The organism is Lacihabitans lacunae (genome assembly GCF_042649125.1).
GTDB lineage: Bacteria > Bacteroidota > Bacteroidia > Cytophagales > Spirosomataceae > Leadbetterella > Leadbetterella lacunae.
The window spans coordinates 936,916-963,097 of sequence record NZ_JBHRYQ010000001.1 but is presented as its reverse complement, the minus strand read 5'-3'; the positions used below and the strand labels follow the sequence as shown (position 1 = coordinate 963,097).

The window sequence follows — 26,182 nt, the reverse complement described above, 5'->3', positions numbered from 1 at the left end:
TATGGCAATTTACGAACAAGTAGCTACTACGCTTAAAGGTTTAGAGGAAGTATTAGCCGATGAAATTTTTGAATTAGGAGGACAAGAAATAGAAGTTTTGAAAAGAGCGGTTCGTTATAATGGCTCCGACGAAATTTTGTATAAAGCAAATCTTAAGTTGAGGACTGCACTTCGTGTGTTGGTTCCTATTTATAGTTTTATTGCCGAAAATGAGCATGACCTTTACAGAGAAATTCACGAATATCCTTGGGAAAACCTTATGGATAACCGCAATACATTTGCCATAGACGCAATAGTTTCGGGTACTACTTTTACGCATTCTCAATATGTGGCCCTCAAAACTAAAGATGGGATTGTAGATAGATTTAGAAACAAAACCGGTGAACGCCCGAGCATAGATACAAAGAATCCTGATTTAAAAATTAATATTCACGTAAACCGTCAAGAAATATCAGTTTCGCTTGACTCTACGGGTATAAGTTTAGACCGTAGAGGATACAGAACAAATGCCAACGAAGCACCTATAAACGAGGCTCTGGCAGCCGGAATAATTTTATTAAGTGGATGGGATAAAAAAGCCCCGTTCCTTGACCCTATGGCTGGTTCGGGCACGTTTAGCATAGAGGCTGCATATATCGCGGCTAATATTCCTCCTGGTATCAACAGGTCATTTGCTTTTGAAAGATGGCCTGATTTTAATGAGCGTTTGTTTGATAGGGTTTATGATGAATTGAAAAATCAAATTGTGGATCCGGAGTGTAAGTTTTTCTGTAGCGACATTACTACCGAAAGCCTTGGTATAATTGCAAATAATGCTTCAAATGCAGGTGTGGAAGAATACATACAAGTAAAAGAGGAGGATTTCTTCGAATCTAGTCCAAGTACTGAAAATGGTTTTTTATTCTTGAACCCTCCTTATGGTGAGCGTTTGAGCTTGGATAATATCAAAGATTTTTATGAAAGAATAGGCGATACGCTTAAACAGCGATATGCGGGTTTTGAGGCTTGGATTATAAGCTCTGACCACGTAGCCCTTAAAGTGTTGGGATTACGAGCCGATAAAAAAATAGACCTTATGAATGGCGGTCTTGACGCTCGACTTCAGCAGTACAAAATGTTTGAAGGTAGAATGGAGGAATAAAAAAAGGCTCGTTGAAAAACTTTTCAACGAGCCTTTTTACTACTATGTTCTGAGATTATTTGATTAAGCTAAATAATCTGCTCCATCTGATTTTATTGAATAAGTTTCCTTCAGCGTCTAATGACATCCAAATAAACACTGCTTTACCTACGATGTGGTCAGCTGGTACAAATCCCCAGAACCTCGAATCATCAGACTCGTAACGATTATCTCCCATCATGAAGTAATAGTCTTGGTTAAAGGTATATTCTGTAATCGCCTTGCCATCTAAATAAATCTTTCCGTCTTTGTAAACAGCGTCTTTGTTTAGGTCAAACGTAGTTATTACTGATTTGTAAAGAGCTAGGTTTCTTTCGTCCAAAACAATCTTCATTCCTTTTTTTGGAACTGTAATCGGGCCAAAGTTATCTCTGTTGTTATGAAACAACTTCGAACCATACGGGAAACTATTGTAATAGGTCATCGTATCTCCTTTCGCTATTAGGTCGGGATATACGTTTGTCACGAAATCATTGGTTTTTAGGTCAGCCAAGGCTGATTCAGTTGCATTAATATCATAATAATACTTACCATTGTCTGTATTAGAACCTCTTTCTGTAATTCCCAGTTTGCTAAACAACTTTGGATTCACATTGGTATTGGTCTCTATTTTATAATATTTTTGAGAATTTGGCGGATTTGGCATCAATACGTTATTTACATAGATAGCCGTGTTTTTGCTTTCTATAACGTCTCCTGCTATGCCAATACATCTTTTGATATAGTTTGTTCTTAAGTCTACTGGATATTTATCATAACCTCCATATTGATCAGGTCTTTCTGGACAGCCAGGATAGTTAAATACAACTACATCACCATTTTTCACACTTGTAAACCCAGGGAGTCTAAAGTTTGGTAACTGTATCCATTCTAAATATGAAGGGATATCTGTAAACCAAATTTTTTGGTGAGTTAAAGGAACTTGCAAAATGGTTTTAGGCGTACGAGCACCATAATGCACCTTAGAAACAAAAAGGAAATCGTTTACTAATAAACTTTTTTCCATGGAGCCAGTAGGTATTGTGTAGGCTTCCAAAAATAATCCTCTAATAAGTGTGGCGGCTACTACAGCAAAAAGTACGGAGTCCCACCATTCTCTAAACGCCGATTTCGGTTTTTTCTTTTTTTCTATTTCTTCTGCCATTTACGGAAGGGTTAAATTTTAATTTCGCAAAAATATATTAAAATTATCAATTGAGCCCAAAAAAAGGACTAACGGTTCGTTTTAATCTATAGAATCTATAATTTTCTCAAATTCTTCTTCCATTTCCTGAAATCTTTTCACAACTCCTTTATAAAAAGAGTCTCCAAGCATTTCGTCTATCTCGTCTTCTCCAGAAATTTCCAATTCTGAAACTTTATAGATTTGTTCATACATACCAGCTTCGAACTTTATGATATATTTGTTGTTAAAACTGTATAATTGTGTTTTACAATAATCGTTTTCTATTTCTTTAACGAATCTCATGTTGATATTTATTTGTTTATGAAAGTTTATATTTTAATACTTATTACGGTATTTGGTTTTGTTGGCTGCAAAAGTAAGAAGGAATCTGCTGAATTTTTTAAAAGAGGTAACTATCATTTTAAAAAAAATGAATTAGACCAAGCCTTAACCTTCTTTTCGGAAGCTATAGAAAAAGATGGAAACTTTGCCGATGCTTACAATAACCGTGGGGTGGTTTATTTAAAATTAGAAAAACATAAAGAAGCTAAAGAGGATTTTGAGAAGGCTATTGCCCTAGATGCTACCTTTATTGAAGCCAAATATAATTTAGCAAAGCTATTTTCGGATCAAAATAAATTACCCGAAAGTGAGGCACTTTTCAAAGATATTCAACATAAATACAAAGATTCGAGCGATTTTATGAATCATTTTGGTCAGAATTCGATAAAAATGAATAAAATATCGGAAGGTCTGTTTGCCCTAACTGAATCTGTAAGACTTGACCCACAAAATGTGGAAGCAATCACTAATCTCGGGTATGTGTACACGCTTCAAAATGAAAACCAAAAGGCAAAAACTGAATTTGAAAAAGCATTAAAAATTAACCCTAATTTTGCCTATGCACTTAATAATTTAGCGACAATTTACGAAAAGGAAAATAAGCTCAGTGAGGCAATTGAGTATTTGAAAAAAGCCGAAAAAGTAAATCCGATTGATATCATTATATTGAATAACCTAACGCTGTGTTATTTAGAAACAAATTCCCAATCAACTGCAAAAAACTATTTGGATAAATCGGAGCGTATAGCGGCCGAAAATCCTTACACCATAAGAAATAGAGGCATTTATGAAATAAGCTACGGAGATGCTAAAAATGGTATTAATACCTTAACAAATCTTGAAAAGGCACATCCAGACGTTGAATACATTTATTATTTTTTGGGTAAAGGATATCTGAAAATCGGGGATAAAAACTCAGCTTGTAAACACATAAAAACAGGCAAAACGCTCAAAGATGGCAAGTCTGAATTATTGAATGCAGGTTGTTGAGTTAAGACTTAAGAAAGCTAAAATTCCTTTTTATACCTTCGTATTTCGTTCTTTTTATGGGCGAAAGCTTTAAAACTTTGTTAAAGATCTCCTCCGTAATCTCCTCCCAGTCACCGAGCTTTTGCAACGCCGGATTTATCTCAAAATCTGTAATATTATGTGGTTTTGCGAAGGAATTCCACGGGCACACGTCCTGACAAATATCACAACCGAAAGCCCAATTGCCCATTTTACCTTTAAACTCCGCAGGGATTGCTTCTTTTAACTCTATGGTCAAATAACTGATGCATTTGCTGCCGTCTACTTCATACGGACCTGTTATTGCATCTGTAGGGCATGCGTCTATACATGCCGTGCATGTGCCGCAATAGTCTTTAATTGGTCCATCGGGTTCAAGTTCTAAATCGCAAATTATTTCACCAATAAAAAAGAAGCTCCCGATTTTTCTATTGATAATATTTGTATTTTTTCCCATCCAGCCCGCACCCGATTTTTTAGCCCAGGCCTTATCCATAACCGGTGCAGAATCTACAAAAACTCGACCTTCGATGTCCCCTATTTGAGCTTGTATTTCGGCAAACATACTTTTCAGTTTTTCTTTCATTATAAAATGATAATCTGTTCCGTAAGCATATTTTGAGATTTTGATATCGTTTTCGCCTTCAGGCAACCGCTCTTCGGGGAAATAATTTAGAATAACCGTGATCACAGACTTTGCTCCTTCCACAAGTTTTCTTGGGTCGAGTCTTTTGTCAAAGTGATTGGCCATGTAGGCCATTTTTCCGTTGTAATTTTTATTGAGCCAATTCTCTAATAATGGAGCTTCCTCCTCTAAAAAATCAGCTTTGGATATACCACAAAAGTCAAAGCCAAACTTCTGAGCAGATAGTTTAACTATGTTTTTATGATTTTCTTTTGCTGTTTTATTCATTTCCTAAAATTGAAGACTAACACAAATATGTTGATTTTTGCTCGAATGCAAAATTATCCCTTATTTTTGTCATTAAATTAACTATTTCAAAATAAAACACGTGCGTCACTTTTTTTTAAAAGCCATTTCCTGCATTTTAATTTGGGCGATGTTTTCGTGTCAAATTCCCCCAGATATACCTCCTTTTGTAATAACTACTACGGTTTTAGATAACGGAAATTCGGTAAGAGTAGATTGGCCTTTAGTAAACGATAGCAGACTAGGTACTGTGAGATATGATGTTTTTTTAGGTAATTCTCAGCTTGCATCTAACATCACAGCAAATACCTTCACCATTAATAATTTAGCATTTAATACCACCTATACGGGCACTCTTGTTGGAAAAGCCTCTACGGGCGACACCGAAAGTATGGATTTTACTTTTACTACGGGAAAAGAGTATATTTTGATTCCGGATGCGGGTTTTGAGCAAGCACTAATTACAGGCGGACAAGACACAGAAGGGATTTTGAATGGAAAAATGATTAAAGCTGACGCCGAAGCGGCTTCTAAAATAGATGCATCAGGCTACAACATTTCAAATTCATCTGGTTTGCAGTATTTTATTAATTTGATTGAAGCAGATTTTTCTAATAATAAACTAAAAACTATTGATTTTGGTCAAAATAGAGCAATTCGGAAACTGAATTTAGGAAAGAATGAATTGACTAATCTAAATTTTTCTCCAAACACATCTTTGGTTGAGCTTTATGTATTTAACAATCTTTTAAACCAACTAAATATTACCCAATGTGTTAATTTGGAGGTTTTGGTTGCAGATAATAATAAATTGGCGGCTCTGGATATCAATAGTTTAAACAAGCTAAAAGCCATAGGGTTAAGTTTTAATAGCCTTTCAAATATTTCGATAAGTGCCAAAAGTCAACTTGAATCACTTGACCTAAGTTCAAATCCATATTCTACAATAAATATCTCAACTTTGGGCAATTTGGAAGATTTTGTATGTAAGGCTTGTCAACTGTCCACTTTAAATACTTCCTCTAATTCAAAACTTAGATTGCTAAATGTATCGGGAAATAAATTAACCTCCGTAAATTTGGCTTCGAATTTGTTATTGAAAACAATTGATGTTTCAAATAACAGACTAACGGCTTTAAGTGTAAAACCACTGACGAGCTTAATTTATCTTAATACGCAAAACAATACGAATCTTTTAAATATTTGTGTACCCAATGTTACCACTGCAACCGATAATTTCGATTGGGTGAAAGACTTGCAAACAAATTATATTTCAAACTGTAATTAAAAATATGAAATACGCGACCACGGAAATAACAAGTGCTGAGATTTTATCTGATAATCCGGTTCACCAAAGATTATATTTCCCATACGAAGAAGCCGCTAAAATTATCTCTGGAAAAGTGCTTGAACTAGGTTGTGGTTGGGGCCGTGGCGTAGAAAAGCTTATAAATGCATGTGATCACTTTACAGGTTTAGACAAAAACGAACCTCTGATAAAGGCTCTACAAGAAAAATATCCAAAGCACTATTTTAACACCGTCAACTTACCTTATTTAAGTGAATTTGAGGATAACACCTTTGATTTTATTGTAACATTTCAGGTTATAGAGCATATTCAAGATGACCACATGTTTTTGAAAGAGGCAAATCGTGTACTTAAGCCAGGTGGGAAGATATTGCTCACAACAGTGAACAAAGAGTATTCTTTAAGTAGAAATCCATGGCACATTAGAGAATATAAAACGGAGGAATTGAAAAGCTTAATGCTTAAGTATTTTAAAACTCTGGATGCAAAGGGTGTGGGTGGAAACGATAAAGTTTGGGAATATTACGAACAAAACAAGGCTTCTGTTCGCAAAATTATGCGTTGGGATATTTTTAATCTACAGTACAACCTGCCCGCTTGGATGCTCAGAGCTCCCTATGAGTTTCTTAACAGAATGAACAGAAACAAACTACTGGATCAGTCTGAAGGCTTAGCAGCAGAAATTAACTGGGATGATCATTACCTGAGCAATGAGCCTGAAAAATGTATTGATTACTTTTTTGTGGCTACCAAATAATGCATTTATACCTGCATGTTCCTTTCTGTAAAAAAGCATGCCATTACTGTGATTTCCACTTTGTGACCAATACCAGTCGCAAAACTGAGATGGTGGCTGCGATGGTTAAGGAACTTGAACTTCAGAAAGATTTCCTGAAACAAAAGAGTTTGAAGACCATTTACTTTGGTGGGGGCACTCCTTCCCTATTAGAATTTGCAGATTTTGAATTGATTTTCTCTAAAATAAAATCAATTTATGATTTAAGCCAAATAGAAGAAATTACGCTTGAGGCAAATCCGGATGATATTTCTTTAGAAAACATAAAAACTTGGAAGCACTTTGGTGTAAACAGAATCAGTCTAGGCATCCAAACCTTTGATGAGTCAGCTTTAAACTTCATGAATAGGGCTCACACGCGGGCAGACGCAATTACTTCCCTAGAGATGCTCATAGCTGATGGTTTGCCTAATATTAGCGTAGATTTAATTTATTCGCTTATCGATCAAAATGGAGAACTAGGCCACGAAGTTCTGAAACAAGATTTAGAAATTATTGCCAAATATAATCTGCCCCATGTTTCGGCGTACAACCTTACCATAGAAAACAAAACGGTGTTGGGTGCTTGGAAAAAGCAGGGAAAACTTAAAGAAGTTGAAGATGAATATGCTGAAGAGCAATTTAATATTTTAACTAAAACTTTAAAAGAATTGGGATATGAGCAATATGAGGTTTCAAATTTTGCAAAAAATGGAGCTTACGCAGTTCACAATACTTCATATTGGAAAAATAAAGCCTATTTGGGAATTGGCCCATCCGCTCATTCGTACGACTTAGAAAAGCGATTTGCCAATGTTGCCAATAACGCAAAATACATAAAAGCTTTAGATGCAGGTCATCTTGCCACTCAAGAAGAGATTTTAAGTATTACTGACAAAGTAAACGACTATATCTTGTGTGGTTTAAGAACCATTTGGGGTATTAATATCAGCATATTAAAAGAAATAGCTGGTGAGGTGCCAAAAGAGTTTTATGAGGCATTAAATGAGTTCATAATGAATGGTTGGGTAACTATGCGGACTCAAAATATTGTGATTACCGAAAAGGGTAGAATATTTTCCGATAGAATAACTTCAAGTTTATTTTTTGAATAAAAAAAAGCGTAAGATATTGGATATCCTACGCTTTACATATTTTGGTATTTACCGATTACTCAGCTACACAAACTTCTTCGTAAACTGCTGCCAAGTGACCTGCAATCATATCTGCCGAACGGCCTTCAATGTGGTGTCTCTCAACAAAATGTACTAATTCGCCGTCTTTGAAAAGGGCTATTGCTGGCGACGATGGAGCTACTGGAATGTACTCACGCATACGTTGTGTAGCTTCAGTATCTACGCCTGCAAAAACAGATCTCAAAGCATCTGGCTTGTTTTCAGACATTTGAAGTGAAAGCTTAACACCTGGTCTACAAGTTCCGGCTGCACAGCCACAAACGGAGTTTATAACTACTAAAGCAGTTCCTTTCTGGTTTTTCATAAACTGATCTACATCGTCAGCTGTTTCAAGGTCTTGAAAGCCTACACTTGTAAGGTCTGCTTTCATTGGTGCTACTAAATGAGGAGGATACATAATTTTTTCTAAATAAAATCTCCCCGACTCCAAGGGGAATAAATTAATATTGTTCAAAAAGCCAATGGAGTCAAATTGGCCATTTGTTATTTCTTACATGAAACCTAGTTCTAACTTTGCTACTTCACTCATCATTTCTGTAGAGTAAGGCGGATCAAAAGTTAGCTCTATGCTTACATCATTCACTTCAGGTATTTCTCTTATTTTCTCTTCTATTTCTACCGGAATACTTTCAGCCGAAGGACATGAAGGCGAAGTTAAGGTCATAGAAACATATACATTATGAACAGGAAATATCTTAATGTCATATATCAAACCTAACTCAAATACATCTACAGGTATCTCAGGATCATAAACCTTTTTGATAGCCTCTATTACTTGTTCTTTTAATTGATCGTCTGTCATTATTATTTCTATTTACTAACCAAAAACATTAAGCGTTTGGTTTTAGTTTCTTTTACTTTTCTAAACTTTGGTATCCCAAAGCGTACGTTTTCATTTGCTTAACCATAGAAGCCAGACCATTTGATCTCGTCTGAGCTAAATGAGAAGTTAAGCCTACTCTATCAATAAAATATAGATCCGCTTCAAGCACTTCTTTTGGTGTATGTCCCGAAAGTACTTTTAATAACATACCAACCAATCCTTTTACAATAATTGCCTGACTATCGCCTTCGAAATACAATTTGCCGTCTTTGTAATAGGCATGAAGCCATACTACAGACTGACAACCTTTTATTATATTTTCTTCGGTTTTAAATTCATCAGACAAGCCGGGTAACTTCTTACCAAGGTCAATGATGTATTCGTATTTGCCCTCCCAATCATCAAAAAGCTCAAAGTCTTCAATGATTTCGTCTTGTATTTTATTTATTTCTGAACTCAAAATGTTCGTTTTTATAAGTTAATTAATAGTTTTTTACGAAAGCATTCGTTTTACTTTATTAATTCCTTCCACCAATAAATCTATCTCTCCAAAAGTGTTGTATACCGAAAACGAGGCTCTACATGTTCCTACTAAGCCAAGTCTTTGCATAAGTGGCTGCGTACAGTGGTGACCGGTTCTGATGGCGATTCCTTGTTGGTCTAAAATAATACCTACGTCTTGCGGGTGAATTCCTTCCAAAATAAAGGATATTACACTTACTTTCTCTTTGGCAGTACCAATAATAGTAAGACCTTCTATAGCCGAAAGCTTCTCTGTAGCGTATTTTAAAAGTTCATCTTCATAAGCTGCTATGCTATCTTTTCCTATGGCATTAATGTAGTCGATTGCATTTTTAACTGCAATAACGTCTGCTATATTGGGAGTTCCCGCTTCAAACTTATACGGCAATTCATTATAAGTTGTTTTTTCGAAAGTGACTTCTTTAATCATTTCACCACCGCCTCTGTATGGAGGCATGGCATTTAACAAGTCTTTTTTGCCATACAAAACTCCCATACCCGTTGGTCCAAATAATTTATGGGCCGAAAACGCATAAAAGTCTGCATTTAAATCTTGAACGTCAATTTCGATGTGCGTAACTGCTTGAGCACCGTCAATCAAAACTACGGCTCCAAATTCATGGGCTTTTTCAATTATTTGTTTCACCGGATTTATGGTTCCAAGTGCGTTAGAAACATGCACTACAGACACAAATCGGGTTTTATCAGTTAGAAGCTTTAGATATTCTTCGAAAATTATTTCACCTTGATCATTAATCGGAATGATTTTTAAAATACATCCACGGGCTTCGCAAAGCATTTGCCAAGGCACAATATTAGAATGGTGCTCGAGGGTACTGATGAGGATTTCATCTCCTTTACCCAAAAACTTCATTCCGTATGTCTGAGAAACTAAGTTAATACTGTCAGTAGTACCATAAGTAAAAATCACCTCTTCTTTTGAATCAGCATTTATAAACTTTTGTACAGTAGTTCTAGTAGCTTCAAATGCCGTAGTGGCTTTCTCGGCTAAATAGTGGATTCCTCTGTGAATATTTGCATTGTATCCCGTATAATACTCCGAAATAGCATCTATAACTACTTGTGGCTTTTGAGTTGTAGCAGCATTGTCAAAGTATACTAAACTCTTACCGTTAACTTTCTGATCTAAAATCGGAAAGTCTGTCCTAATTTTTTGAATATTTAGTTTTGACATGACTATGAAATTTGTTTAATTCAGGTGAAAATCCTACGTGAATTAACTCAGTTTTTCATGAATTAACTCTTCCAACTTCTCTCTTATCCCCTCGATTTTAATCTGAGAAACAACATCTTCAGCAAAAGCTATCAATTGTAATTTTACTGCTTCTACTTTCGGAATTCCTCGTGACTGCATATAAAATATGGCCTCATCGTTTAATTTCCCTGTAGTGGTACCGTGCGAACATTTGACATCATCCGCCCAGATTTCTAACTGTGGCTTTGAGTTCATTGTAGCGTCGTCAGAAACAATTACGTTTCTACAGTTTTGGTACGCGTTTGTTTTTTGGGCATCTTCTCTTACAAAGATTTTGCCGTTAAAAACTCCTGTAGATTTTCCCATCAAAACACCTTTGTAAAGCTCATTGCTTTGGCAATTTGGCAATTGGTGATCTACTATTGTATGATTATCTACATGTTGGTTTCCATTAGGAATATAAAGACCATACATGTGATTGTCGATGTGCTGTCCGTCTAAAACTAAGTTCAAATTATTTCTTACAAACCCACCATTTAGGGTAACTGTTGCAGAATAAAAATAACTTTTAGTTTTTTGTTGAACTTGCGTAGTTCCTACATGATAAGATGCATCATTTTCATTCTGAATTTTGTAGTAATCTACCCTTGCAGACTCATTCACCACTATTTCGGTGGTAATGTTGCCAAACGCTGATTCTTCTCCTATTGTGCTGAAAATCTCAACAAACTTTGCTTCTGAGTTTTCGCCTACCACAATCAGGTTGTGAGCTAGAGAGCCGACATTTTCTTTTCTAGCGTCTGATATATAATTTAAAATTACAGGTCTGTCTAACGTAGTGTTTTTTGGTATGTTCACTACCATTCCATCGTTAGCAAAAGCTGTATTTAAAGCAGATAAGCCTTCGTTTTTTTGGTCTAAATATTTACCAAAGTGCTCATTGAGTAACTCAGAACCTTCTGATTTTAATTTTGCTAAATTTGAAACCTCTAATTTTGATTCACCAAAATTGATGTCGGAAAGCTCTTCTGAAAATATTCCGTTAACAAATGTTAGTTTTATTCCTTTTAAAAAATCAAAAGGAAGTTCTGCTAAGTCCTTTACATTTAAATCAGATTTTGATTCAAATGAATATGCTCTTTTCGAAAGTCCTTTTAAATTAGAATACTTCCAATCTTCGTTTTTAACAGTAGGTACTCCCAACTTTGAAAATGCTTCTGCAGCATTTTTTCTTGTTTCGCCAAATGCATTGTTTTCAAATTTTGTTTGTTTTTCAAAATTTTGAAGCAATTGGTCTTGTATATTTAGTACTGACATTTTTACTTTAATAAATAGTTTTTAGAAAATGATTTTAAACTAATCTTTAACTAAAAAATTAACTTAATGAAGCTTCTAAAGCGTCAGCTTCTTCTTTTATCCAATCGTATCCTTTTTCCTCTAGTTCTAAAGCAAGTTCCTTAGTGCCAGATTTAACGATTTTTCCTTTGTAAAGCACGTGAACAAAATCAGGTACGATATAATCTAATAATCTTTGGTAGTGAGTAACTACAATAAACGAACGGTCGGTTCCTTTCAGTTGGTTAACACCATCGGCAACTATTTTAAGTGCGTCAATGTCTAATCCTGAATCTGTTTCATCTAATATACCAAGTTTCGGCTCTAGCATGGCCATTTGGAATATTTCGTTTCTCTTTTTTTCTCCACCCGAAAAACCTTCGTTAAGTGATCTTCTAAGTAGTTGGTCGTCAATTTTAACCGACTTCGCTTTCTCTTTCATTTTTTTCAAAAACTGAGCAGCATCTAGCGGATCTTGACCATGATATTTTCTGATTTGATTTAATGCAGTCTTTAAGAAGTTAATGGTAGTAACTCCTGGAATTTCTACTGGATATTGGAAAGCTAAAAATATTCCTTCAGCTGCACGCTCTTCAGGAGCAAGTTCTAATAAGTCTTTTCCTAAAAATTCAACCGTTCCTCCGGTAACTTCATAATCTTCTCTACCAGCCAAAACTGAAGCTAAAGTACTCTTACCTGAGCCGTTTGGACCCATTATAGCATGTACTTCGCCTGGCTTAATTTCTAGATTTATTCCTCTTAGAATCTCTTTACTTTCTACTCTTGCTTGTAAATTACTGATTTTCAGCATAATAATTTTCTTGTATCAATTTTATTGCAAAGATAATGGTTTATCTATGAATGTATAGTTTATTTTTAATAACTCTAAATAAGCTTTTCTTGTTCCAATCCTTCAGTTTTTTTTACGTATAAAACTATTTTAATATCAATTTCGTAGTTTAGGTAGTTATACTGTTAGATAAATTTTAAAATAATATGAAAAAATACCTTGCGATATGTTTTGGCCTAGTTATGATTGTTAGTTGCCAAGCACAAAACAAAAAAACGAAAGAAGTAGACTGTAATATTTCCAAAATTACGAAGTCCGATAAAGAATGGAGAAGTCAGTTAACAGCTGAACAATACGATGTAGCTCGAAAATCTGGTACAGAAAGGGCATTTACAGGTATTTACTGGGATAATCATGAAAAAGGTACGTATGTGTGTATTGGCTGTGGTTTGCCTTTGTTTGGCTCAGAAACCAAGTTTGAGTCTGGAACAGGGTGGCCAAGTTTTTGGAAACCCTTGGAGGCATGTAATGTAGAAGTTGGTACGGATAAAAGCTACGGTATGGTGCGAGACGAAGTAAGATGCCGAAGATGTGACTCGCATCTGGGGCATGTTTTTAACGATGGCCCTAAGCCCACGGGTTTGAGATACTGCCTAAATTCGGCTTCGCTTAAGTTCGTGGCGAAAAAATAATGTTTTTAAGTTTTGATTAAAACTCGGTTTTATTCATAAAGCCGAGTTTTTTTTGATAATATGACCCTCATTATAGTAATCATACGTTCACATTTGTATTTTTGTAACAAATCAAATTTTTAAAAAACCAATGGATAAAAACATAGAATTTCTTTATAAATACCTCAACAACGCCTCTCCTACTGGTTTTGAGTCAACTGGTCAGCAAATCTGGCTTGATTATTTGAAGCCATACATCGATGAAACCATCATTGATGTGTACGGTACAGCGGTGGGAGTTATTAATGCTGGAAAAGAATACAAAGTAGTTATAGAGGCCCATTCTGACGAAATCAGTTGGTTTGTAAATTATATTACAGACAGTGGCTATATCTATGTTCGCAGAAACGGTGGTTCTGATCATCAGATAGCCCCATCTATGCGAGTAAATTTACATACCAGAAAGAAAGGTATTGTAAAAGGTATATTCGGTTGGCCAGCGATTCACGTTAGAGACAATGCCAAAGAAGAAACACCAACGCTAAAAAATATATTTATAGATGTAGGTGCGGCTTCTAAAGCAGAAGTAGAAGAAATGGGTATTCATGTAGGTACTGTGGCTACTTTTGAAGATGGCCTGATGGAGCTAAACGAGAAGTTTTATGTCGGTAGAGCACTTGATAACCGCATGGGTGGCTATATAATCGCTGAAGTAGCACGTAAGCTTAAAGAAAATAAAGTAGAGCTTCCTTTTACACTTTATGTGGTAAATGCGGTTCAAGAAGAGATTGGTCTTAGAGGTTCAGAAATGATATCTAGAAGACTTAAACCAGATGTGGCCGTGGTAGTAGATGTTACCCATGATACGCAGTCTCCAATGTATAACAAGGTGAAAGACGGGGATATTGCATGTGGTAAAGGTCCATCGCTGACGTATGGTCCGGCTGTGCAAAATAATCTATTAAATATGATAATGGACTTGGCTGAGGAGCACAAAATCCCTTTCCAAAGGGCAGCTGCTACGAGGTCTACAGGTACAGACACAGATTCATTTGCTTATTCGGCAGAAGGTGTGGCTTCGGCTTTAATTTCATTGCCTCAAAAATATATGCACACTACCGTAGAAATGTGCCACAAAGATGATATTAACGCTTGTATTGAACTTTATTATGCATTTTTAACAAATCTTAAAGCTGGTACGGATTTTAGATATATCAAATAAAAATCTAAAATAGAAAGGCTTTGAAAGTATAGATTAACCGCGGTTAGTCTATACTTTTTTTTTGTTTAAAAGAATAGAACTTTTAAGCCGTTGATGGTGATTAAAATTGAAAAGAATCCTGCCGCAAAAAGACCAATGTTTAAAAGCAGACCGGCTTTGTTTTCGCCCATAATACTCTTTTTATTCACCATGATAATGATAGCTAAAATGACCAATGGCAATACAAAAACATTAAATACTTGCGAAAGTATTTGAATTTTGATAGGGTTTGCCCCTACCAAAGGTGCGTAAAGTCCGATTACGCAGATAATTCCAGTTATTATTTTAAACTGCTTAGAGTTTGTATCCATTTCTCCATTTTGGAAATCTGAAATCATCAATGGGGTTATCATTAGTATTGGGAATATAGAAGAGAGGCCTGCGGAAAGGGTACCTAAGAAAAATATGATTACGGCCATTCTTCCTGCGATTGGCTCAAGGGTATAAATCATATCTAGTACTTTTTCTACCACTTTGCCTTGGCTATAAAGGGCCGCTGTGGCTACTGCCATTATGGAACTGCTGATTATCAAAATCAATAACGCTGACCACATTGCGTCATTTTCTTGTTCTTTTAGGTTTGAACTGTTCCATCCCTTTCCTTTTAAAAATAACGGCCTCGAAATAAAAGTAGCCGCAGCCATAGTGGTGCCTACAAAAGCTACAACCAAGGTGTTGCCCTCATTTACCTGCGGAATAGTGAGTATAAACCCACGTGAGACTTCTGATAAAGATGGGTGCAATACAAATAATGAGCCCAAAAACGAAAGTCCCATCAGTACGACAAATACCACCAAAACTTTTTCGAAAAGTGTGTATGAGCCTTTCCAAAGTAAATAATAAAAAATAAGTAAAATTAGGATTGAGGTACTTAAAATAAAGGAATATGACGACCTGGAAAGTTCAGGGACATATAAGGAGCTGAGCTCAAAAATGGAGTTAGAAACTATGCCTAAAATTCCTATTAAGGAATTTATTTGCCCAAACGAAATACCAACGATAATGAAAATAGCTATCCAATTTCCGTATTTTATGTTTTTACGTATACCGCTCAAGGCCGTTTGATTGCTCACCAAAGAAAAACGTCCGTAGGCATTCATGAGTACCCAAGAAAACAAACAGCTCAGTATTAAAACCCAGAGTAGCTGCATTCCGAATCGACTTCCTGCCACAATCATTGACGTAACGCTGCCTGTACCGATAGTGAAGCCAATGGCCATTATGCCTGGGCCTATTGCAGTTAATATTTTCTTTAAGGTCTTTATCATACCTATTTTTTAATTATCATCGATTTTTAAGAAACTTTCTAGTTTTTTTACCATGTTTTTGCTTCCCGTAAAAAATGGAACACGTTGATGTAGTTCTGTGGGTTCTATATCCAATACCGATCCTTTACCGTCGCTTTCTCCACCACCTGCTTGCTCGGCTATAAAGGCTATTGGGTTACATTCGTATAATAATCGTAGTTTTCCTTGGCGGTCAAAAGCAGACTTTGGATACAAATAAATTCCACCTTTTAGAAGATTTCGGTGAAAATCTGCCACTAAAGAACCAACGTATCTGGCTTTGTATGGCATTTTGTCGTCATCGCCTGCTTTGCAGTATCTCAGATAGTTATTTAATCCGGTGGTGAAAAAATCGGCGTTGCCTTCATTTATAGAATACATGGCACCGTCTTCGGGTTGTTTTATATTCGGATGCGAAAGATAAAATGTGCCCAATGCTTGATTTAGCGTAAAGCCATTTACCCCTTTACCAGTAGTGAAAACAAGCATTGTGGAGCTTCCATATATTATATAGCCAGCTGCTACTTGATTTCGACCCTTTTGCAGAAAATCTTCTATGGTTACAGGTGAACCAATTGGTGTCACTCTTCTATAAATTGAAAATATGGTACCTACCGACACATTGACATCTATGTTACTTGAGCCATCTAAAGGGTCTATTAAAAGCACATATTTGTTTTTGTTTTGCATATCAAAACTATTGATACTTATGAAACTATCTTCTTCTTCCGAAGCTATTCCACAGACAATTTCTCTTTTTGAAAGTGTTTCTATAAATGTGTGATTCGCCATTAAGTCCAATTTTTGCTGGGCTTCTCCTTGTACATTTATTTCGCCAACTTCACCAATTAAGTCTACTAAACCCGCTTTGTTAACTTCGTGGTTAACTATTTTGGTGGCTAGGCCTATTCCGTTCAAAAGTTTTGATAATTCCCCGATGAATAAGAAAACGCATCTTGGTTTTCTATTATAAATTCGCCTAGGGTTTGGTGCTTTAAATTCATAACGTATAGTGTTTTATTTAATTTTGAATAAATTATTTTTACTAATATTTCATTAGTATATAACTAGTTATAAAATTTTTCTTTTTACTCAAAATATAATTATTCTAATTTTTATTAATTATTTCAAAAATCTAATATCCTTTTGTTAAATATTCGAAAAGTACAATTTTTACTTTTTGTGTATTTTTAAATATTTTTAATATATTATTTAATTAAGTTATCACTATTTATATCAGTTCGGAATATTATTTTTACTTTTTCTAAAAAAAATAGAATATAAAAAATAAAACCTAGGAAGCTTTTTTCAGTAAGACCTCCTAGGTTCTAAATCCCCAAATATTAATATCCAGGGTTTTGCTGAATATTCAATGACGGGTTGGTGTCAATCTCGCGTTGGGGTATTGGTAACAATAACTTATCTGTAGTTACATATCCCTGAAGTTGTACCAAGGTTGGAACCGGAGCTGTATATTGAGCATAATGCGAAGTGTACTCCAGTGCAAAATGATTCTTTAATGTTTGTTCTGCTTTGATAGTGTTCATGGTAGTGTTATACCTAACTAAGTCAAAGAACCGATGGTTTTCGAATGCGAACTCAAGCCTTCTTTCGTCTGCCAATGCTTTTTCAAAAGTTTCTACTGAGTTTACGGTTTCTGTTAATGCCGCCAAGCCCGCTCTAACTCTTACTTGATTTATTAAGGCAATACTTTCAGCCTTGAATCCTTGTGCTTCGGCTAACATCAGCAATACATCTGCGAATCTGATAATTGGCCAATCATTTTCGGCATCAAAAGATAAAACAACAGGACTTAGGTATTTTGGAACATAGTAAACGGCTGCGGTACCTGTACCAAAAACTGCAATGTTTGTCGCTTTCCTAGTGTCTTTGTCTGTATAAAGCGAAATCAATTCGGTGGTAGGAGTGTTGTTTCCTGAACCGGAACCGTTTAAGATAGTAGAGCCACTATTTAGTGCTGCAAAGTTATTTGCAAAACCTGACCCCAAGCCCAAACCACCTGCTTTGTAACGAATAGTAAACAAAATCTCGGAGTTCATTTCATTGGTTGTAGAAAAAACATCGCTGTATTTCTTTTGTAATGAATACCCACTATTGGTCACCACGTCCTGAAGTTGAGCAGCTGCCTCTGTTTTTTTATTTTGTGTTAAATACATTTTCCCAAGAAGTGCTTTAGCTGACCATTGGTTTGCTTTTCCTATACTTGTAGACGCTATAGCTCCAAATTTTGAGGCACTCAAATACGCAGAAGCTGTTTTTAAATCGTTTTCTATAAGTTTGTAGGTTTCTGCTACTGTCGACCTGTTTATGGTTTTGGCTTTGTCTGCTGAAAGTGGCTCGTGGACCAAGAAAACCCCTCCAAATAGACGTACAAGGTTTAAGTAATGATACCCTCTGATAAATAGAGCCTCACCTATTAATTGCTTGCGATCAGCATCTGACATAGGTATGTTTATATCAGACAAAGTAATGGAACCTGTTGCAGGGTCATAATTAGCACCAAGTCTATCGATGATAATATTTGCATTACGGATATTTAGGTATGTGCTGATCCAATACGAATACATGGCGTTATGTATGGTAGCTGGAATAAACATGTCTAAGTCACTTAAGTCTCTGTTCGTTGAACTTGAACTTGCAGGCACGCCCATTTTTGAGTTGTCAGACCGAAGTTCGGTTAGTTGCCATTCGTTTACCATAGGTGCCTGAAGTCCATTGTAGCAGCCCATAAGTCCTGTTTTTATTTCATCCAAAGTAGAGTAATAGGTACCCGTGTTTAAGTTTGATTGGGGGTAAAGATCAATGACGTCGTTACAAGCAGTAAAGCTTAGGCAACACGTTATGAGTATATATTTTGCGTATTTCATTTTAAAATTTCTTTAATGTTAAAAATTCAAATCAACTCCAAATCTGAACGATCTATTTATTGGGTACGCTCCTCTTTGGTAGCCGTCTATCAAAGGCGTGTTGTAAACACTCACGGTATTTGAAGCCCCGTTTGTGTTGTCATAAACTGCCTCAGGATTTAAGCCTCTGTAGCTTTTAGCTGTTAAGAATAATAGATTCTGTGCAGTAGCATATACCCTTACCGAACCTAATTTTAATTTGCTGATTAAGGACTTTGGTAGCGTATAGCCCATTATTATTTCCCTAAGAGCCTGATATGAAGCATCTTCAACTACATAGTCGGTTAGCATCCAGTTAAATCCGTTGGTATAATATGGAGTTTTTCCATCACCTGGATTTAGTGGACTTAGCCATTTGTCGGTTGTATTAAATGCAGCTACTCCTCTTTTGATCTCGTTGTAGTTAGGATCACCATTAATTAACTGCCCACCTTGAGATCCCTGCCACATTAAGCTCAGGTCAAAACCTTTGAATTTAAAACTATTGGTTAATCCCCAAATAAAATCAGGATATGGGTTTCCTATTACTGTTCTATCGTTGATATCAATAATGCCGTCATTGTTAATATCTACTATTTTCAGACCACCTGGTACAAATACATTTGACAATGAACTTTTTAATTTAGATTCCGCAATTTGTTCTTTCGAAATCCAAACACCATCTGTTTTGTATCCGTAAAATTGAACCAACGGAGCTCCCACTTTATTTAAGTAAAGTTCTGTACGCTCGCCTTGATTTAGTAGCTGAGACTCAGATCCTAGTTCAAGTATTTTGTTTTCATTATGTGAAATATTAGCAGAAGTTTTCCACTCAAAATCTTTGGTTTTGAAGTTGTTTGTACTTATTTCAAGCTCAATACCTTTGTTTTGTAGACTACCAATGTTATTCCAAGTTTGGGGCACACCGGTAAAGCCCATAGCGGCTTGTCTCAATAACAATTGGTCCGTATTAGACTTATAAACATCTAACGATAATGAAATTTTGTTTTTCAAAACCGATAAATCTAAACCTCCATTATACTGAAAAGTACGCTCCCACGTAATATTTGGGTTTGAAAGAATGGTATTTGATGGTACTTGACCCGAGATGATGGTTCCATTTCCTGCTCCTGTTACATAATTTGCATTGTATAGCAAATCCACAAAAGCAAAATCAACGATTCGGTTATTACCCGTAACTCCATAACTTCCTCTGAATTTTAAGTTTGAAACCCAACTTGCATCTTTCAAGAAGTTTTCTTCTGATACTACCCAACCAACGGATACAGAAGGAAAATAACCCCACTTGTTACCTGGTGCAAAATATGAACTACCATCAGCACGGAAGCTTGCTGCCACTAAGTATTTATTCATATATCCGTAATTAACTCTTCCCAAGTACGAAAGTAAGCCTATTTGGTTTTTTGTGGTAAATGAGTTGTTGATATCAATTGATAGAGCGGTGTTTAACGTTGTGATTTCGTCACTTGGGTAATCTAGCCCTGTAATTTTAGAAACTGAGACTCTTGTTTGTTGAGCAGTAAAACCTGCCAAAGCACCTATGGAATGATGGCCAATTTGCTTTTGGTAGTTTAGGGTATTTTCATTTAATAAATCTAAAAACAAATTATTCGTATATAGACCTTTGTTTACATCACCCGCTCTTGCTGAGTTTCTTTTCGTAAAATCTAACCCGTTTGTGCTATTCATATATGCACTTCCCAATGTTTTAAAATCTAGACCCGGAAGGATATTAATGGTAATATCGCCCGAAGATAAAACCCTATAATCATTGGTTGCATAATTTCTCGACTCTAAAACCGACTTAGGTTGCTGATTACTTGTTGAAAATGGATTGGCTGTACTTGTACCTGTAGTCCATAATGTTCCGTCAGGCATAGTACCCGAGTATTTTCGGTTTGCAAAAAACCTTGCCTGAGAATAATCGCCAGCTTTTACGTCAGCATATAACGGATTTTCTCTGATGTAAGCTGCTGTAGTTTCGTTTAAATAAACAGGCTGGAAAGTTCTCCAACGTACAAAATCATTAAATTCTATACCTGGTCTTTCTCTTTTAATAAAAGATGGACTAATATTTAAAGAAAGTTTTACTCTTTTACTTAAAGTAGCATTAAGTTTAGTTTGTACGTTAAATTTCTCATATTCAGAATGATACATAATACCTTGGTCATTTTGATAACCACCAGACACGTAATATCTTAGGTTTTTGACCCCTCCCGAAACACTCATTTGAAGGTTTTTTAAACTTGCGTTTCTTAATGCTTCGTTTTGCCAATCGGTGGCTCCACCCATAATTTCATTTTCTAACACATAGGCAGCTCTATCTGCAGTAGAAATTGCCAAATCAGCAGCCGAAATAGCCGGGTCTTTGGCTCTAATGGCAGCTTCGCTAAATAGTCTTTCTACAAACTCTGTGGTAGTAAGAATATCGTATTTTTTATAGGCTGACTTTACACCTTGCGAATACTTTAAGCTGTATTTTGTCTTATCTACTTTTCCACTTTTAGTGGTAACCAATATTACGCCACTAGCACCACGCGAGCCATAAATAGCTGCTGAAGCGGCATCTTTGAGTACCTCTACTGACTCCACATCAGCTGGGTTTACAAAAGATAAACCGTCTGCCACCGGATGACCATCTACTACTACCAATGGGTTGGCTCCTGCATTTACAGATCCCACTCCTCTTATTCTGATTTTTGGCTCTGAACCTGCATCAGACGAAGTGTTCTGAATTTGCACACCGGCTATTTTACCTTGTAATGCTTGATCAACTCTACTTACTGGGGCTTCGTCTAACTTTTCATTTTTATATTGTGCCACAGCTCCCGTTATATCTCCTTTCTTTTGGGTTCCGTAACCTACCACTACTATTTCTTCTAAGGTCTTGTTGTCTGAACTTAAAGAAACATTTATAACAGATTGGTTTCCAACGACTACTTCTTTTGCATTATACCCTACATAGCTAAAAACCAACACATCTGTTTTTTTCGACACTTTAATGGTATATTCACCAGCATTATTTGTAATTACACCTTGTGGAGTTCCCTTTACTAAAACACTCACACCAGGCAGACCTTCTCCGTTTTCTTGGTCTAGCACGGTTCCTTTTACAATAATTTCTTCTATTGAAGACTTTTCATTATTATTTTCTTTCAAAACTTTTTCATGCGTCATTTTTGGAGATGAGGCATGTAAAGATGACGTAATACGGTCTTTTTCACCAGCTACAAGCTCTTTTGCTTGGCTAGGTAAGTTTATAAGCAGAAGCACTGCCAATAAACCCGATTTAAGATTGTTTCGTAAAAAAATTGACATACGATTGATTTTAATTAATTGTTAAATTGAAATTCATTTTGGTCTAAAAAAAAATTGAAAGAACATAGTTTTCCTACCTTCCCTTTTTATGTAATTAGGAAACTATAGAAAGAAATTGAATTTAAATAATTTTACATTTGCCTTAATATCAGCACTTTAATGGTGAAAGTATTGATACATTTTTTAAATAAAACATAGCTTCATTCTATTGAAATTTTATTCTAACTAATGTATAGTCTGCGAAAAACACCCAGCTTACATTTTTTATTTTTTCAGAATGCTATATTTAAAATATCCGTAATATTTAAACTCTTTCAATTAGAAGAATTTGTGTTGTGTAAAGTGTTTTTGATTTTAAAGTTGGTGAAAAGTCCTAGGCTAAACTCTTTATTTATTTTTTATGCCACTCGCTTTAAATGCCATAAACTTTAAATGTTTGGGTTAAATTAAGAATGAAGCTTTAAGCTTACTAAACCTCATTCTTAATTGCTTGCCTATATACCTTAATTGTCTCTTAGTTAATATTTTATATTACTTTTTTTACTGTCAAAGTGTTAATTTTTATTTTTAAAGAAAACATAGCTTATACCTACCATTGAAGCCATTTTATAACCATTTTGAAATACACCCCCCTTTCATTTACTGTGTCGCCTGCCAGCGGGGCCTCCATTTTTTTTCGAAAAAAAACGGAGCAAAAAAAACTGCACCCTGCAAACTCGCACAATTAAAATTCTTATTGTCAATGTTGTAATAAAAATACACTTCCCAAAAGAATTTTAACAGTGCTCAAACAGTGCAGGGCGATGTAAAGATTTATTTTCTATTTTTCTTTCCCGTTTAACAGTATTACTTTTTTTAAAAGCTTAATATTCGGAATTAAGAACCATACACTAAGTGCAGTAATTATAGCCAATGCTGCCCCTATCACAAATGCTGGTGTATAATTTCCACCACTTGTAAGCCAAGGAACCAAATAAGTCAAAGCTGCTGCTCCTAACTTGGCAGCCATTCCTGAAAATCCAGAAAGTGTCCCAACAGTTTTTCCATTAAAAATATCACTCGGTAAGGTTTGTATATTACCAATGGCGGTTTGGAATCCAAATAAAATCACAGCCATAATAAGTACAGCTGAGGTTGGTCCTCCTGGATTTGCCATTGCTAATAAAGCAGGTAGCATAATCACGCAGCCTAATGTGATTACCATTTTTCTAGTTTTATCTACACTCCAGCCTTTTTTTAGTCTGTTTTGGGCAAATAATCCACCGAACCACGCTCCAAACATTGCTCCAACGTAAGGCACCCAACCATATAGGCCAATAGATTGTACGTTCATTCCGTAAACCTCATTTAAATAAATAGGAATCCAGAAAACAAAAAGCCACCAAATTGGGTCGATAGCGGCTGTGGCAACTATTACGCCCCAGCTTTCTTTGTGGCCAAACAGTTCTTTAGTGCTTGGGTTGTAGGTATTGGTTTCTTTTTCCTTTTTTTCGTTTAAACTAAACTGTCCATTTAGAATATATTCACGCTCTTCGTCTGTTAACCAAGGGTGGCTATCAGGTGTTGTTTTGACCAATACAAACCAAGGAAGCAACCAAAGTAAACCTATAAGTCCAACCAGAATAAAAATGTATTGCCAGCTAAAATAAATGGATAGAAAAGCGATCAAGGGTATAGAAATAATACCACCGATGGCCGCTCCTGAGTTAAATAATCCTTGAGCAAATGCTCTTTCATTTGTTGGGAACCATTCAGAATTTGCCTTTGCCGCTCCAGGCCAGTTGCCTGCTTCAGCTATGCCGAGAATCGATCTAAACAAAGCGAAAATGCCAAAGGATGTAGCCAAAGCATGAAGGGCAGTAGCGATAGACCATACTCCGATAGATAATGCAAACCCTAGACGAGTACCAATCCAATCAAATATTTTCCCAAATATGGCTTGTCCGAAGGCATATGAAAATACAAATATGATGGAGATGTAAGAGTAAATTTCTTTTCTTTCATCGCTGGTTTTATCAGGATATAAATCATCCGCAATATCAGGCCAAAGTACATTTAGTGTTTGTCTGTCTATATAATTGATAATCGTTGCAAATGCAATTAAACCAATTACCCACCATCTTAATCCTTTAACTTTCATGTTGACAATTATTAGCGTTTTTAATCTTTAATTTATTATTCGTGGTTTACTTTTAATCCGAAGATAATTACCTCACCAAATTCCTTTGGATCGGCATTGTGGTTATCGTTTTTTCCCCAAGAGGCAGATTGTGTATAACAACCAGCCTTAAAATAGGCGTCTGGGAAGGCAATGTCGTAAATTTCAACGGGTTGCTTTGAGTCATTATAAAAGGTTTTAATCTGATTTTTTTCAACTTCAAACCTTATTTTGAATCGCGTACCCAAAGTATAACTTTCTGTGAGAATAGTCGCTTTTTTGCCATTGTGAGACAAAAATAATTTATTGGCCTCTATTCTACAGGTGATGACATCGTCAAAGTCGCCCGTGCTGTGTATTTGCCCCGCTACCACGTGTTTTTTTTGTGTTGGCAGTGCAGTTATTGCTTGGTCAATTTCCATTGAATGTTTGCCAATTTCTGAATTCCATTTGGCTTGACTTTTACCTTCATTTGTCATCTCTCTTAGTTCTGACCTTGGATAACCCGAGCCGCTCGTGTGAGCTCCTCCAGCATGTGCCCTAAATACCAAACCACTTTTTGTTTTATCGTAAAAGTAGTAAGGTGAATTGCTGTAATCGGCCAATGCAGGTTGCGATATCTCAGCTGCAACACCTGATTCTGGTCCATCTTTATTTTCTTTATCAAAAGGAAGTGTTAGTTTCCAATTGGTCAGATCTAATGAACTTGAAGGTAAAACAAGCTCCGAGTTGCTGTCGGAGCCATGTTTTACACAGTCAAAAAATAAGATGCCAAATACAAATAAAAATATAGTCTTCAATTCAATATCAATTAATTGAAATTTATAAAAAATCTTCACGCATTGGACTGAAGAAATCTAGCAAAACGCCAGTTTCTAAGCAAACTGCACCGTGTGGTACATGAGGCGGAATATAAAATACATCTCCTGCCTTTAGGTTTTTAGTTTGGTTATCAATGGTAACATCAAAGCTTCCGCTCTCTACATACGAGGTTTGGCTGTGAAAGTGTTCATGAATTGGTCCTACACCACCTTTTTGAAACTCAACCTTAACCAACATCAGATTTTCATCATATGACATGATTTTTCTTTTTACTAATGGGTCTATTTGGTCCCACTCAACCGAAGAGTCAGCTATAAAAATATCCGTAGCTTTTTTTATCATGATTTAATTAGTTTTATTGTGTTAAGTAGAAAAGCGTTTTATGAAAACGCTAATCCACCGTTGATATCAATGTTATTTCCAGTTACAAATGACGACTCGTCAGATGCTAAGTAAGCAACCAAGTCTGCTACTTCTGCGGCTTGTCCTTCTCTTCTTAAAGGCGTGCCGTTTGCTACGTTAACACGTACTTCGCTTTTAGTGAATGTATCGTGGAAGGTAGTGGCAATCATACCCGGACAAAGTGAGTTTACTCGGATGTTTTTAGGTCCTAATTCTTTCGCCATAGATCTTGTAAACGTCATAACCGCACCTTTTGAAGCAGAGTATGCAGAAGCACCTGGGCCACCACCGTCACGAGCTGCTTGAGAAGCAAAGTTTACGATAGATGAACCTGCTGGCATGTGTGGAACTACGGCCTTAGTTACTAAGAATACCGTGTTGAAATTTAATTTGAATAGGAAGTTGATGAAATCTTCGTCCATTTCAGCCAAAGTTTTACGTGCTACTAAACCACCAGCTACGTTTACCAAAATATTTATTTCACTTCCAAATGCTTCTAAGCTTTTGGTTACCATATTGTCTATGTCTGCTTGTTTGGTCATGTCTCCTTGAACCAATATCGCTTCACCGCCTGCTGCTTTTATTTCTTCTAATGTTTTTTCTGCTTCGTCTTTTGTGTCGAAGTAGTTTATCACCACTTTAGCTCCTAATGATGCCAATTTAATAGATGTCATTTTACCAATGTCTCTACCACCACCTGTCACTACTGCTACTTTACCTGTTAAGTTCATAATCTAAAAATTGT

General features: G+C 35.9%; 24 protein-coding genes. 7 read left to right on the top strand and 17 right to left on the bottom strand.

Translation table 11 applies throughout. From position 1 onward, the window contains the following. The first annotated feature begins 1 nt into the window (after position 1). Entirely contained in the window at positions 2-1,141 is a 1,140-nt protein-coding gene (locus ACFOOI_RS04045; protein WP_379835356.1) for a THUMP domain-containing class I SAM-dependent RNA methyltransferase, read from the top strand. Between the two features lie 55 nt (positions 1,142-1,196). Here ACFOOI_RS04045 and lepB read toward each other — a convergent pair whose 3' ends face one another. Together lepB and ACFOOI_RS04035 are read right to left on the bottom strand one after the other, a co-directional pair. Then, on the bottom strand, positions 1,197-2,324 hold the full coding sequence (lepB, locus tag ACFOOI_RS04040; RefSeq protein WP_379835354.1) for a signal peptidase I: 1,128 nt from the start codon (positions 2,322-2,324) through the stop codon (positions 1,197-1,199). 81 nt (positions 2,325-2,405) lie between these two features. After that, positions 2,406-2,648: a hypothetical protein gene (locus ACFOOI_RS04035; RefSeq protein WP_379835352.1), complete on the bottom strand. Its 243-nt coding sequence runs from the start codon at positions 2,646-2,648 to the stop codon at positions 2,406-2,408. An 18-nt stretch (positions 2,649-2,666) separates the two neighbouring features. On the opposite strand from ACFOOI_RS04035, the gene ACFOOI_RS04030 reads away from it, so the two are divergent. Continuing rightward, the gene (locus ACFOOI_RS04030; protein WP_379835349.1) at positions 2,667-3,677 is read left to right on the top strand and encodes a tetratricopeptide repeat protein; all 1,011 of its coding nucleotides are present in this window, start codon (positions 2,667-2,669) and stop codon (positions 3,675-3,677) included. A 1-nt stretch (position 3,678) separates the two neighbouring features. Here the strand turns inward: ACFOOI_RS04030 and queG are convergent, their stop codons facing one another. Next, positions 3,679-4,608 (bottom strand): tRNA epoxyqueuosine(34) reductase QueG, encoded by a 930-nt coding sequence (gene queG, locus ACFOOI_RS04025; RefSeq protein ID WP_379835347.1) that lies wholly within the window; start codon positions 4,606-4,608, stop codon positions 3,679-3,681. 100 nt (positions 4,609-4,708) lie between these two features. Here queG and ACFOOI_RS04020 point away from each other — a divergent pair, with 100 nt between their 5' ends. Genes ACFOOI_RS04020 through hemW form a run of 3 tightly spaced genes read left to right on the top strand, consistent with a single transcriptional unit; the run spans position 4,709 to position 7,825 of the window. Next, entirely contained in the window at positions 4,709-5,914 is a 1,206-nt protein-coding gene (locus ACFOOI_RS04020) for a leucine-rich repeat domain-containing protein (protein ID WP_379835345.1), read from the top strand. 4 nt (positions 5,915-5,918) lie between these two features. Further along, positions 5,919-6,692 carry a class I SAM-dependent methyltransferase gene (locus ACFOOI_RS04015; protein WP_379835342.1) on the top strand — a complete coding sequence of 258 codons (774 nt, stop codon included), beginning with the start codon at positions 5,919-5,921 and terminating at the stop codon, positions 6,690-6,692. Beyond that, positions 6,692-7,825, top strand: coding sequence for a radical SAM family heme chaperone HemW (hemW, locus tag ACFOOI_RS04010; protein WP_379835340.1), 1,134 nt, complete (start codon positions 6,692-6,694; stop codon positions 7,823-7,825). Before ACFOOI_RS04015 ends, hemW begins: the two co-directional genes overlap by 1 nt. Before the next feature lie 55 nt (positions 7,826-7,880). Here hemW and ACFOOI_RS04005 read toward each other — a convergent pair whose 3' ends face one another. The 6 genes from ACFOOI_RS04005 to sufC all read right to left on the bottom strand — a co-directional run bounded on the left by ACFOOI_RS04005 (position 7,881) and on the right by sufC (position 12,613). Further along, positions 7,881-8,303: a BrxA/BrxB family bacilliredoxin gene (locus ACFOOI_RS04005; RefSeq protein ID WP_379835337.1), complete on the bottom strand. Its 423-nt coding sequence runs from the start codon at positions 8,301-8,303 to the stop codon at positions 7,881-7,883. A gap of 93 nt (positions 8,304-8,396) precedes the next feature. Beyond that, positions 8,397-8,708 carry an iron-sulfur cluster assembly protein gene (locus ACFOOI_RS04000; protein ID WP_379835334.1) on the bottom strand — a complete coding sequence of 104 codons (312 nt, stop codon included), beginning with the start codon at positions 8,706-8,708 and terminating at the stop codon, positions 8,397-8,399. A gap of 52 nt (positions 8,709-8,760) precedes the next feature. Beyond that, on the bottom strand, positions 8,761-9,189 hold the full coding sequence (locus ACFOOI_RS03995; protein ID WP_379835332.1) for a SufE family protein: 429 nt from the start codon (positions 9,187-9,189) through the stop codon (positions 8,761-8,763). 33 nt (positions 9,190-9,222) lie between these two features. Further along, positions 9,223-10,446 (bottom strand): SufS family cysteine desulfurase, encoded by a 1,224-nt coding sequence (locus ACFOOI_RS03990; protein ID WP_379835330.1) that lies wholly within the window; start codon positions 10,444-10,446, stop codon positions 9,223-9,225. Positions 10,447-10,488: 42 nt separating this feature from the next. Beyond that, entirely contained in the window at positions 10,489-11,784 is a 1,296-nt protein-coding gene (gene sufD / locus ACFOOI_RS03985) for a Fe-S cluster assembly protein SufD (protein WP_379835328.1), read from the bottom strand. Positions 11,785-11,842: 58 nt separating this feature from the next. Then, on the bottom strand, positions 11,843-12,613 hold the full coding sequence (sufC, locus tag ACFOOI_RS03980) for a Fe-S cluster assembly ATPase SufC (protein ID WP_379835325.1): 771 nt from the start codon (positions 12,611-12,613) through the stop codon (positions 11,843-11,845). 185 nt (positions 12,614-12,798) lie between these two features. Here sufC and msrB point away from each other — a divergent pair, with 185 nt between their 5' ends. Both msrB and ACFOOI_RS03970 read left to right on the top strand, forming a co-directional pair. Further along, on the top strand, positions 12,799-13,284 hold the full coding sequence (gene msrB, locus ACFOOI_RS03975; RefSeq protein ID WP_379835322.1) for a peptide-methionine (R)-S-oxide reductase MsrB: 486 nt from the start codon (positions 12,799-12,801) through the stop codon (positions 13,282-13,284). A 130-nt stretch (positions 13,285-13,414) separates the two neighbouring features. Beyond that, positions 13,415-14,485, top strand: a complete 1,071-nt coding sequence (locus ACFOOI_RS03970) for a M42 family metallopeptidase (RefSeq protein ID WP_379835320.1) — start codon at positions 13,415-13,417, stop codon at positions 14,483-14,485. A 65-nt stretch (positions 14,486-14,550) separates the two neighbouring features. Here ACFOOI_RS03970 and ACFOOI_RS03965 read toward each other — a convergent pair whose 3' ends face one another. The 8 genes from ACFOOI_RS03965 to ACFOOI_RS03930 all read right to left on the bottom strand — a co-directional run bounded on the left by ACFOOI_RS03965 (position 14,551) and on the right by ACFOOI_RS03930 (position 26,168). Then, on the bottom strand, positions 14,551-15,792 hold the full coding sequence (locus tag ACFOOI_RS03965) for an Nramp family divalent metal transporter (protein ID WP_379835317.1): 1,242 nt from the start codon (positions 15,790-15,792) through the stop codon (positions 14,551-14,553). A gap of 9 nt (positions 15,793-15,801) precedes the next feature. Next, a complete protein-coding gene (gene fbp / locus ACFOOI_RS03960) occupies positions 15,802-16,728 on the bottom strand; it encodes a class 1 fructose-bisphosphatase (protein WP_379835314.1) in 927 nt (308 codons plus the stop codon). A gap of 425 nt (positions 16,729-17,153) precedes the next feature. Next, on the bottom strand, positions 17,154-18,698 hold the full coding sequence (locus tag ACFOOI_RS03955) for a RagB/SusD family nutrient uptake outer membrane protein (protein WP_379835311.1): 1,545 nt from the start codon (positions 18,696-18,698) through the stop codon (positions 17,154-17,156). Positions 18,699-18,716: 18 nt separating this feature from the next. Beyond that, complete coding sequence (locus tag ACFOOI_RS03950) at positions 18,717-22,055, bottom strand: SusC/RagA family TonB-linked outer membrane protein (RefSeq protein ID WP_379835309.1); 3,339 nt, start codon at positions 22,053-22,055, stop codon at positions 18,717-18,719. A gap of 820 nt (positions 22,056-22,875) precedes the next feature. Continuing rightward, on the bottom strand, positions 22,876-24,195 hold the full coding sequence (locus tag ACFOOI_RS03945; protein WP_379835306.1) for an MFS transporter: 1,320 nt from the start codon (positions 24,193-24,195) through the stop codon (positions 22,876-22,878). A gap of 35 nt (positions 24,196-24,230) precedes the next feature. After that, positions 24,231-25,013 (bottom strand): polysaccharide lyase family 7 protein, encoded by a 783-nt coding sequence (locus tag ACFOOI_RS03940; protein WP_379835304.1) that lies wholly within the window; start codon positions 25,011-25,013, stop codon positions 24,231-24,233. A gap of 22 nt (positions 25,014-25,035) precedes the next feature. Further along, positions 25,036-25,377 (bottom strand): cupin domain-containing protein, encoded by a 342-nt coding sequence (locus ACFOOI_RS03935; protein WP_379835301.1) that lies wholly within the window; start codon positions 25,375-25,377, stop codon positions 25,036-25,038. A gap of 38 nt (positions 25,378-25,415) precedes the next feature. Then, on the bottom strand, positions 25,416-26,168 hold the full coding sequence (locus ACFOOI_RS03930; RefSeq protein WP_379835299.1) for an SDR family NAD(P)-dependent oxidoreductase: 753 nt from the start codon (positions 26,166-26,168) through the stop codon (positions 25,416-25,418). Between the last annotated feature and the right edge of the window lie 14 nt (positions 26,169-26,182).

Excerpts from the sequence above, each read along its gene's own strand:
- ACFOOI_RS04045 (WP_379835356.1), top strand. The coding sequence starts at position 2 with ATGGCAATTTACGAACAAGTAGCTACTACGCTTAAAGGTTTAGAGGAA.
- lepB (WP_379835354.1), bottom strand. The coding sequence starts at position 2,324 with ATGGCAGAAGAAATAGAAAAAAAGAAAAAACCGAAATCGGCGTTTAGA.
- ACFOOI_RS04035 (WP_379835352.1), bottom strand. The coding sequence starts at position 2,648 with ATGAGATTCGTTAAAGAAATAGAAAACGATTATTGTAAAACACAATTA.
- ACFOOI_RS04030 (WP_379835349.1), top strand. The coding sequence starts at position 2,667 with ATGAAAGTTTATATTTTAATACTTATTACGGTATTTGGTTTTGTTGGC.
- queG (WP_379835347.1), bottom strand. The coding sequence starts at position 4,608 with ATGAATAAAACAGCAAAAGAAAATCATAAAAACATAGTTAAACTATCT.
- ACFOOI_RS04015 (WP_379835342.1), top strand. The coding sequence starts at position 5,919 with ATGAAATACGCGACCACGGAAATAACAAGTGCTGAGATTTTATCTGAT.
- hemW (WP_379835340.1), top strand. The coding sequence starts at position 6,692 with ATGCATTTATACCTGCATGTTCCTTTCTGTAAAAAAGCATGCCATTAC.
- ACFOOI_RS04005 (WP_379835337.1), bottom strand. The coding sequence starts at position 8,303 with ATGTATCCTCCTCATTTAGTAGCACCAATGAAAGCAGACCTTACAAGT.
- ACFOOI_RS04000 (WP_379835334.1), bottom strand. The coding sequence starts at position 8,708 with ATGACAGACGATCAATTAAAAGAACAAGTAATAGAGGCTATCAAAAAG.
- ACFOOI_RS03990 (WP_379835330.1), bottom strand. The coding sequence starts at position 10,446 with ATGTCAAAACTAAATATTCAAAAAATTAGGACAGACTTTCCGATTTTA.
- sufD (WP_379835328.1), bottom strand. The coding sequence starts at position 11,784 with ATGTCAGTACTAAATATACAAGACCAATTGCTTCAAAATTTTGAAAAA.
- sufC (WP_379835325.1), bottom strand. The coding sequence starts at position 12,613 with ATGCTGAAAATCAGTAATTTACAAGCAAGAGTAGAAAGTAAAGAGATT.
- msrB (WP_379835322.1), top strand. The coding sequence starts at position 12,799 with ATGAAAAAATACCTTGCGATATGTTTTGGCCTAGTTATGATTGTTAGT.
- ACFOOI_RS03970 (WP_379835320.1), top strand. The coding sequence starts at position 13,415 with ATGGATAAAAACATAGAATTTCTTTATAAATACCTCAACAACGCCTCT.
- ACFOOI_RS03965 (WP_379835317.1), bottom strand. The coding sequence starts at position 15,792 with ATGATAAAGACCTTAAAGAAAATATTAACTGCAATAGGCCCAGGCATA.
- ACFOOI_RS03955 (WP_379835311.1), bottom strand. The coding sequence starts at position 18,698 with ATGAAATACGCAAAATATATACTCATAACGTGTTGCCTAAGCTTTACT.
- ACFOOI_RS03950 (WP_379835309.1), bottom strand. The coding sequence starts at position 22,055 with ATGTCAATTTTTTTACGAAACAATCTTAAATCGGGTTTATTGGCAGTG.
- ACFOOI_RS03945 (WP_379835306.1), bottom strand. The coding sequence starts at position 24,195 with ATGAAAGTTAAAGGATTAAGATGGTGGGTAATTGGTTTAATTGCATTT.
- ACFOOI_RS03935 (WP_379835301.1), bottom strand. The coding sequence starts at position 25,377 with ATGATAAAAAAAGCTACGGATATTTTTATAGCTGACTCTTCGGTTGAG.
- ACFOOI_RS03930 (WP_379835299.1), bottom strand. The coding sequence starts at position 26,168 with ATGAACTTAACAGGTAAAGTAGCAGTAGTGACAGGTGGTGGTAGAGAC.